The sequence below is a fragment of the Jatrophihabitans lederbergiae genome, from assembly GCF_031845305.1.
GTDB lineage: Bacteria > Actinomycetota > Actinomycetes > Mycobacteriales > Jatrophihabitantaceae > Jatrophihabitans_A > Jatrophihabitans_A lederbergiae.
In genome coordinates this window covers 1-8,507 of the sequence record NZ_JAVREH010000090.1, presented here as the reverse complement: position 1 = coordinate 8,507, position 8,507 = coordinate 1, and the positions used below count along the sequence as shown (strand labels likewise).

Genomic DNA, 8,507 nt, shown 5'->3' with positions numbered 1-8,507 from the left:
CGATACAACTCGACAGCGTCGCGGCGAAACTCCTCGGAGTAGTTCTTCCTCGCCATGAGTGGATCATCTCGCTTCCACCCCACCGAAGCAGGGATTGAGCGTGTCCACTACTCGGGGTCAGGTCCCCCCTCGATCTGCGGACGCTCTTCGACGTGCCTACGCCAGCTGCCCTTCTCGACCGGCTGGCCCAGTCCAATCCGGGCGACCCGCTCGGAGTTGTCCTACCGATCCGCGCGGCGGGTGACAAACCGGCGATGTTCTGCGTGCATCCGGGTACGGGTCTCGCATGGAGTTACCTGGGATTGCTGTCGCACCTGGACGGTGACCAGCCGGTGTACGGGATCCAGGCGCGGGGCCTCAGCGACCCCGCCGGGATACCGGTCGACATCGAAGCGATGGCAGCGGACTACGTCGCTTGCATCCGCGCCGTCCAGTCGGAAGGGCCCTATCACCTACTGGGCTGGTCCTTCGGCGGCGTGGTCGTACATGCCATGGCGGCGCAACTCCTGGCCGACGGCCAGCAGGTAGGGCTGGTGGCCATACTCGACGGCTACCCACTGGATGAGGGTGTCGTGGACGTCGATCCACAGGATCCGAAGGTACTGGCCGCGCTCCTGCTGGCGCTGGGCTATGACCTCGGTCCAGATGCCGCTGCCCTGCGGACCGAGGACTTCGAGCGTATCGCCAGCGAGGGCAACGGGCTGGTAGCGGAGCTCGACCCAGTGGCGATCAGGGCGTTGCCGGCCGTGTTCGCCGCCAATGTGGCCATGCTGCTGCGGCACCGCCCGAGCTTGCTCGACGCTGACGTCGAAATCTTCCATGCCACCGCGGGCAAGGTGGCGACCGACCCGATGCCGGCCGACTGGCAGCCCTACCTGACCGGTGAGGTGACCGTGCATGAGATCCCGCAGGCCCACGGCGCCCTACTCAACCAGCCGGCCTTGTCCCTGATCGTTCCGGTCATCGCAGACCGGCTGCGGTCTGCATCTCGCGAACCCGTAATAGCCACCCGATCTTGACCCCCGAAAGGAGAACGACCTTGTCCATCACGACAGACCCCAGCGTTACCCCCGAGGTGGAAGGCGGCTCGCAGACGTCGGCCGTCGCCGCGGTGCTGCGTTACTACGCGCTCGTCGACGAGGGCGACGTGCCCGGCCTGGTCGCGCTGTTTGCGCCGGATGCCACCTATCACCGCCCCGGCTACCAGCCCATCGTGGGTAGCGCCGAGATGACCGCCTTCTACCGCGACCAGCGGGTGATTCGAGAGGGCACACACTCGATCAGCACGGTCCTCGCGAACAGCCCGCACATCGCTGTGCAGGGCAACTTCACCGGCGTGCTGCGTGACGGGCGCTCGGTCGAGCTGCGGTTCTCCGACTTCTTCACCGTCGGTGCGGACGGCCGGTTTACCCGGCGCGACACCTACTTCTTCGCCCCTCTCGTCTAAAGGAACCCGCCATGACCACAGTTGAGCAGACCAGCTCGGTCCGCCCTGCCCGCCGAGCCGCCGTCACGAATCCCGGGCACGGGGACATCTTCACCGACCACATGTTCAGCATGCTGTGGTCGCCTGCGGAAGGCTGGCACCAGCCTGAGTTCGGCCAGCTTCAGAACCTCTCCATCCACCCCGGAATGATCGGGCTGCACTACGGCCAGGTCGCGTTCGAAGGCTTAAAAGCGCACCGGCGCGCCGACGGCTCGATGGTGGTGTTCCGGCCCCGCGAACACGCCCGTCGGTTTCAGACCTCCACCAGCCGACTGGCCATGCCGGAGCTGCCCACCGACATTTTCATGAGTGCGGTAAACCAACTCGTCGCCGCCGACCAAGAGTGGCTGTCCGACCATCCCGCGCACAGCCTGTATCTGCGACCGCTCATGTTCGCAACCGATGAGTCCTTGATGTTGCGCCCATCGGAGAACTACCGCTTCCTGCTGATGGCTTTCGTCGCCGGCGGATTCTTCGGAGACCGGGTGGACACGGTGTCGGTACTGATCAGCCGGGACTACTGCCGGGCAATTCCTGGAGGCACCGGCAATGTCAAGGTCGCCGGTAACTACGCGCCATCCTTCGTGGCGCAGCGGCAGGCGCAGGAAGCTGGCTGCCACCAGGTGGTCTGGCTCGACGCGATCGAGCGGCGGTGGGTTGAAGAGATGGGCGGAATGAATCTGTTCTTCGTCCGCAGCACCGGCACCGGCAACGAGGTCGTTACGCCTCAGCTCACCGGCTCACTGCTGCCGGGGGTTACCCGGGACGCGTTGCTGACCATGGCCGAGCGGTTGGGCTACCGAACCCGGGAAGAACGGATCTCGGTGGAGCAATGGCGACAGGAATGCGCCGAGGGGACGATCTCCGAGGTGTTCGCCTGCGGCACCGCCGCTGTGGTCACGCCGGTCGGTACGGTCCGCGACCCGGCGGGCGGCGATTGGACGGTCGGCGACGGGCTGCCTGGACCGGTGACGATGACACTCCGCCGGACCTTGATGGATCTGCACCATGGGCTCGCCCGGGACACCGAGGGTTGGCTGCATCCCGTGCCGACCGAGCAGTAGGCGAGCCGGAGTGGCGCAGGCGATCCCCGCGCCACTCCGGCCGGTTGCAGGCCGCAGGTCGCCGAAGATGTCGCCGGGTTGACCGTGTCAGTCGGCATTCACCTGAGGCGTCGCTGCTGATCACGTCGGCGGCGGAGAATGACCGTATGAGCGAGACCTCAGGTGCTGAGCGGACGGCGGACGGCGGTACATCGTCGTGGACGGCCGGCGTCGGCGGGCCAGCGATCCAGTCATTCCGGAGTCGCTTCGCAAGAAGCTGGTGGCCGAGCTGATGGGTTCGCCGCGGTGATGCGCACCTGCTGCGGCCCCGAAGCCCGAGTCCGAGATCTGTCCCAGTGACGCGGCTCGGGTCGTGGGCCGGACGTCCCGGCGGGAGCTGATGGACACCGCCCGCGACGTCGCAACGGCCTGGCCCGCGACGAGATCATCGCGGGCCGCCAGCACGGGGTGAACATTGACCTCGCCCACGACGGTCGGCCCGGTGCGACTCGCTCGTGGCCGCCGATGGTGACACCGTCCGCCGCACCTGGCCGCACTGTGCAACCAGTGTGTCGGATCTTCGTGGCATGAGTCGTCGAGTCGCTCCGGGCTGACCGTGTGGCGGGGTCGGCGGATGTACCTAATTGACTGCACTCAAGCGGTCTTCCGTGGGCCATCCTTCGACGCACGCTTGCAGCGAAACCTCCCGAAGAAGCGATGGACTGCTCGACAGCCCACCGGTACGGGTCGATGTGAAGAAATCGAGTGCATCAACGACGACGGCGCATCAGACGTTCCGTGGGTGCTCACTTCTCTGATTATCGTTGTTTTCGCGGGCTGCCACTCAGCATCGAAACGTAGCGGTGAGTTACCTTAAACCCGCTCGGCGTTCGCCGAGGCGGGGTCAGCCATTGCCATACCGTCCCTGACAGGGATGCGACGGACCCATGCGCCATTGTCGGGCAGCACGGACAGCTAGTTGCAGGTCACCACGATTGCTTCGATGGGAAACTGCTCATCGGACACGGCGCGCGGCCGGCCCGACCGCGGCTCGTCCAGCAGACCCGCCCATTAGCGCTCGGCGACGAACCGCGACCGAGCACGAGCACTTTCGGCTCTGGCAAGGTAGGCAGTGGCGTTACCGTGCTAGGGTCTGTCTCCCGGATCATGTCCTGAGCCAGAGGGCGAGGCTGGCTAGGACGACGCCGCCGAGGTAGTTGGTGGCGAGTTTGTCGAAGCGGCTGGCGATGCCGCGCCACTGCTTGAGTTGGGCGAAGCAGCGTTCGACGACGTTGCGGTCGCGGTAGGCGCTGTTGTCGAAGCTGTAGGGCCGGCCGCCGGCGCTGCCCCGAGCCGTGCGGTGGTGCTTCTGGTCCTCCCGCTCGGGGATCGTCACCGCGATGCCGCGACCGCTGAGCATGCGACGGTTCGTCCTGGAGCTGTAGCCCTTGTCCGCGAGCAGCCGGGTGGGCCGGGTCCGTGGTCTTCCAGGACCCTGCCGAGGCACCCGAATCTGCGCCAGCAACGGCCCGAGCAGCTGGGTGTCGTTGGTGTTCCCGCTGCTCAGCAGCATCGCCAGCGGCCGTCCCCGGCCGTCGCACGCCAGATGAACCTTGCTCGTCAAGCCGCCCCGCGACCGCCCGATCGCATGATCAACCGGCTCCAGGCGCAGATCCTTGTAGTTCGACCGAGCCCCCCCTGACCTGACAGGCCTGCGGCCGGGCCCCGGCGCTGTGCTGATGCGCACGGGCGATCGTGGAGTCCGCTGACACCACCCAGTCCAGGTCCCCAGCCGCGTCTGCGTCCGCCTGCACCGCCTGCAGCAGCCGCACGTACGTCCCGTCAGCGCTGAACCTGTCGTGCCGCTTCCACACCGTCTGCCACGGCCCGAACCGCTCCGGCAGGTCCCGCCACGGCGAGCCGGTCCGGAACCGCCACGCGATCGCCTCCAGCACCAGACGGTGATCCCGAAAGCGCCCCCCGCGCAACCCCTCCGAGCTCGGCAGCAACGGCTCGATCCGCGCCCACGCCTCATCTGAGAACACCACAGCAGCCATACCGAACAAGATCTCGCCCCCGACCGCCTACATCCCGGAGACACGCCCTGATATGTGGGTGAGTTTGTCAAGTAGGCAGGGTGAAGCGGTCTCCCCGGCCGTCGTCGGGGAGACCGCTTCTGGACCGTCCGGGTCTGGGGGTGGCGGGCGTGTCGGTGTCGACGCGTGGTCACTCTGATATGCGCGGGTTGGTTACCGCAGGACGGGCTGTTCGGCGGGAGCGTGCCGCGGGTCTAGACATCGAGCGTGATCCCCTTATCAAGTAAAGAGGATTGCTCATAGGGCGTGCCGCGGGTTACTCCTCACGCTGCCGTCACCATCAGGGTTGCCGGACGGACATCTGTGGGCCGGGGTCAGGCGTCGAGGACGGCCAGGGACCAGCACCAGCCGGCCAGCTCGCGGGCGATCGCGGCGTTGGCGATCACCGGAGTTTTCTTCCGGTCGATGAAGGCTTGCCAGCGGGTGTGTAGTCGCCGGTTGCCGGCGTGACCTCGAGCGGCCGCCACCGATGGTGCGTGCTCCCAGCGGCGACGTAGATCGACACCGGGTGCACGGTAGGGCTGCCGGTGGTGCCAGGCCGCTTCGATCAGCAGCCGGCGGGCATGGCCGTTGCCGGTCTTGGTGATCCCGCCCTGCGAGCGAGACTGCCCGGAGGAGGATTCGGTCGGGGTCATGCCCAGGTAAGCGCCGATGCTGCGCCCGGACAACCGCTGCCAGTCGCCGATCTCCACCGCGAGCCCGAACGCCGTCAGCGTCGACACCCCACGCAGACACCCCAGCCGGTCCACGACCGGCGTGAACGGCGAGTCAGCGGCCATCGCGGCGATCGCTTTGTCGAGCCGATCCCGGCGAGCCACGGTAGCCAGCATCGTCTCGTAGGCAGTGTCATAGGCCATCTGCAACCCCAGCAGCTCGAAGCGTTGCTGGCGCAGCCACGTGTCGTGGACGCCAGTCCAGGCCTTGCCACCGGAGTAGACGATTCCCTGTCGCAGCAGCAGTTTCGAGACCCGGTGCCGGGCCGACATCAGATCACCGCGGACGTCTTCACGGGCCGGACCAGGTCCCGGGCAGCCTCCTGTTCGACGCTCGGGATCGTGACTGATGTGACCTCACCCAGATGCAGCAATCGAGCCAGATGCAGCGCGTCACGCGCGTCGGTCTTGACTCGGTCACCGGCCGGGCGCTGCAGCTTCGACGGCGCCGCAACCAGGCATTCGATCCCGGCCGCGAGCAGGAAACGAGCCAGCCCGAACCCGGTCGGCCCAGCCTCGTAGACCACCCGCGCCGGCCCAGCCAGCGACAGGATCCACGCCAAAATCTCGCCGTGGTCCGGCGTTATCTTCCGCCGCGTGATCTCACCCGTCTGTCCATCGATCGCCGCCGCAGCAACCGACCGCGCATGCACATCCAGACCAACACTCGTACGCTGAAACACCACTGGGGCCCCCACATCTGTGGCTCTACCGGCAGGACCACCCCGCCAGCAACCCACGTTCACATGCGGTGGGCCCCAGCCACGACCCTCATACCGTCTAGAGGAGAACGTCACCCACCTGATGGCCGCGACTGGTCTACGTAGTGACGCGCCCGCATTGCTGGCTGCTATAGCGTGGATCGAACAGCTCGTCATCCACACCATGCGACGCATTGACCTTGAGACCATCCGCGCCGTCAGTGACCTTGGCTTCGGCGCCGGCCGAGTGTGGCCTACAGTGTCCATCGCCACCCTGAAGCCAGACCCGGTCGCCGACCAGGCGCTCTACGCCTTCGACTGGGTCGACCGCTTCGACGGGGACGAACCCTACGCCCGCCGCCGCCCGAGATTGCCGGCGACGTGGGACGACCTCGCAGCGGATCTGGATGACTTACCGAACCACCTCGCCGGCGTCGACGCCGTCCTCGTCACCGGCAGCATTCGGCTCGCGACAGGATTCGCCGTCGGCGCGGCGCTACGCAAGGTCACAGGCGTCGACGTCGCGTGGAAGCAAGGACCTCAGATCTGGAACTCGGATCATCCCTACGCTGAGGTTCTAACGCCGCGCACGGACATCACTACGCTCGGGCAAGGCGGCGACACCGCGATGGTCGTCGATATTGCCACGAATGCCACACCGGACGTGATCGACTGGCTCCGGGATACGAAGACAGCCGTCGGGGACGTTATCACCGTCTCGGTGCCGTCCGGCCATGCCAAGGACGACGCTATTGCGAGCCCCGCGCAGGCTGTCGCGCTAGCGGTGGGTATCCGTGACGTCGCCCGCCGCGCAGCACGGACTAGCCCACGCATTCACCTATTCATGGCATGCCCGGCGGGCCTCGCGCTGCTGTTGGGGCACCGGTGGAACCGAGTGGCGACCACTTATGTGTACGAAGATCTCAAGACTGAATACGCGCTCGCATACTCCATCAAGTCTTGAGCCCGCTCGGTTCGCCTGTTCAAAATCTCGTTGAACTAAATGCCCTGCGGCGTGCTCACGTCGGGACCAAGTTAGGTGCGGACGGCGCGAACCCAGAGGCATAGCGACCCAAGGCGACCGCTATCCCCAAAGAGTGGTGCCCATTCGATCTGCGGCTTCCAGAGCTTGCCGACGCAGGTCTGCGCACGCTGCAGGTCGATGTCACCGTCGAGAGTTCGATGGGCCACGCGGTAGCGCGAATCGAGGCTGAGAGCGGCTCCGTCGACGTCCTGGTGAACAACGCCGGGTACGGGCTGTCGGGCACGGTGGAAGAGGCATGCGCTGAGGAGATACGCGAGCAATTCGAGACCAACGTCTTCGGCCCGACCCGGCTCATCCAGTTGGTACTGCCGGGAATGCGGCGCCAGGGCAGTGGCACGATCGTCAACCTATCCTCCATCTTCGGTCGTTACGCCGTACCGGGCGGCGGTTACTACCACGCCTCCAAGCACGCCATCGAGGCGTTGAGTGACGCCCTGCGACTCGAGGTCGAGAATTTCGGTATCCGCGTGGTCTTGGTGGAGCCAGGACCAGTGCTCACGGAGTTCGGAGTTCCTTATGTGAAGTCGCTGCAACGAGGCGAAGATGGACCCTACGGCGACTTCGGCACGCGGGCGGCCGAATACTACGGAGCCATCTACGGCCGAACGCGGCGGACCCTGGCGGGCAGCCTGGCGGTGGGCTCGGATGATGTGGCGCGGGTCATCGAGCAGGTAATCAGCAGTGACAAGCCTCGACCCCGCTATCCCGTGGGCCTGCTGGCTCACACCACTCTCGGGCTGCGCAGGGTCTTGTCGGATCGCCTGTTCGACCGGTTGATCGTGCGCAAGCGTTTCCCGGTGCCGCAGCCGGCGGCGCGTGCCGTCGCGCTCGCCACTGCGATCAAGGGAGTCTCGTCATGAACGCTGGTCCAACTCTCGCTCCAGGGCCCAAGGGAGTCCCTGTACTGGGGAGCCTGCCTGCTTGGAAGAAGGACACCGCCGGCTTCCTGCTGGGAGTGAACCGCGACTACGGCCAGGTCGCTCGAGTCGGGCTGGGCCCGATCACCATGCACCTGGTGACAGAGCCAGCCGCTGTGCAGCGGGTATTGGTCGACAACAACAGCAACTACGTCCGGGGCACGTTGTACGAGCAGTTCGCGACCGTGATGGGTTCGGGTTTGCTCACTACGGACGGCCCGGCATGGCGTGCCCACCGTCGCACCGTGCAACCGGTGTTCCTTCGCAAGGCAGTCGAGGCGCTGGCACCCAACATCGTGCAGGCTACAAACGCGATGCTCGACCGGTGGGAGGTGGCTGCCGCAGCGGGCCAAAGGGTGGACCTGATGGCCGAAAGCCTGCACGGGACCTGACCCCGAGTAGTGGACACGCTCAATCCCTGCTTCGGTGGGGTGGAAGCGAGATGATCCACTCATGGCGAGGAAGAACTACTCCGAGGAGTTTCGCCGCGACGCTGTCGAGTTGTA

The 8,507-nt window shown here is 66.2% G+C and carries 8 protein-coding genes and 1 pseudogene; 7 read left to right on the top strand and 2 right to left on the bottom strand.

The features are described from left to right. Positions 1 to 152: 152 nt before the first annotated feature. The 4 genes from RM423_RS23570 to RM423_RS26105 all read left to right on the top strand — a co-directional run bounded on the left by RM423_RS23570 (position 153) and on the right by RM423_RS26105 (position 3,001). Positions 153 to 1,019: an alpha/beta fold hydrolase gene (locus RM423_RS23570; protein WP_311425484.1), complete on the top strand. Its 867-nt coding sequence runs from the start codon at positions 153 to 155 to the stop codon at positions 1,017 to 1,019. 20 nt (positions 1,020 to 1,039) lie between these two features. Continuing rightward, positions 1,040 to 1,447, top strand: coding sequence for a nuclear transport factor 2 family protein (locus RM423_RS23565; protein WP_311425483.1), 408 nt, complete (start codon positions 1,040 to 1,042; stop codon positions 1,445 to 1,447). An 11-nt stretch (positions 1,448 to 1,458) separates the two neighbouring features. Further along, positions 1,459 to 2,550, top strand: a complete 1,092-nt coding sequence (locus RM423_RS23560; protein ID WP_311425482.1) for a branched-chain amino acid aminotransferase — start codon at positions 1,459 to 1,461, stop codon at positions 2,548 to 2,550. Positions 2,551 to 2,902: 352 nt separating this feature from the next. Then, positions 2,903 to 3,001, top strand: a complete 99-nt coding sequence (locus RM423_RS26105; RefSeq protein ID WP_396327846.1) for a hypothetical protein — start codon at positions 2,903 to 2,905, stop codon at positions 2,999 to 3,001. A 693-nt stretch (positions 3,002 to 3,694) separates the two neighbouring features. On the opposite strand, the gene RM423_RS23555 is transcribed toward RM423_RS26105, so the two are convergent. Continuing rightward, positions 3,695 to 4,586, bottom strand: a protein-coding gene (locus RM423_RS23555) for an IS5 family transposase (RefSeq protein ID WP_396327845.1) whose coding sequence is annotated in 2 segments (ribosomal slippage) — positions 3,695 to 4,247 and positions 4,246 to 4,586 — 894 coding nt in all. Because the reading frame shifts where the segments join, the coding sequence is not laid out codon by codon here. Between the two features lie 353 nt (positions 4,587 to 4,939). Beyond that, positions 4,940 to 6,021: pseudogene (locus RM423_RS26100) on the bottom strand (IS110 family transposase). A gap of 121 nt (positions 6,022 to 6,142) precedes the next feature. On the opposite strand from RM423_RS26100, the gene RM423_RS23540 reads away from it, so the two are divergent. The 3 genes from RM423_RS23540 to RM423_RS23530 all read left to right on the top strand — a co-directional run bounded on the left by RM423_RS23540 (position 6,143) and on the right by RM423_RS23530 (position 8,393). Further along, entirely contained in the window at positions 6,143 to 7,003 is an 861-nt protein-coding gene (locus tag RM423_RS23540) for an SAVED domain-containing protein (RefSeq protein WP_311425479.1), read from the top strand. A 122-nt stretch (positions 7,004 to 7,125) separates the two neighbouring features. Then, on the top strand, positions 7,126 to 7,944 hold the full coding sequence (locus tag RM423_RS23535; RefSeq protein WP_311425485.1) for an SDR family NAD(P)-dependent oxidoreductase: 819 nt from the start codon (positions 7,126 to 7,128) through the stop codon (positions 7,942 to 7,944). Next, the gene (locus RM423_RS23530; RefSeq protein ID WP_311425478.1) at positions 7,941 to 8,393 is read left to right on the top strand and encodes a cytochrome P450; all 453 of its coding nucleotides are present in this window, start codon (positions 7,941 to 7,943) and stop codon (positions 8,391 to 8,393) included. The genes RM423_RS23535 and RM423_RS23530 overlap by 4 nt, the downstream gene beginning before the upstream one ends. Positions 8,394 to 8,507 lie beyond the last annotated feature (114 nt).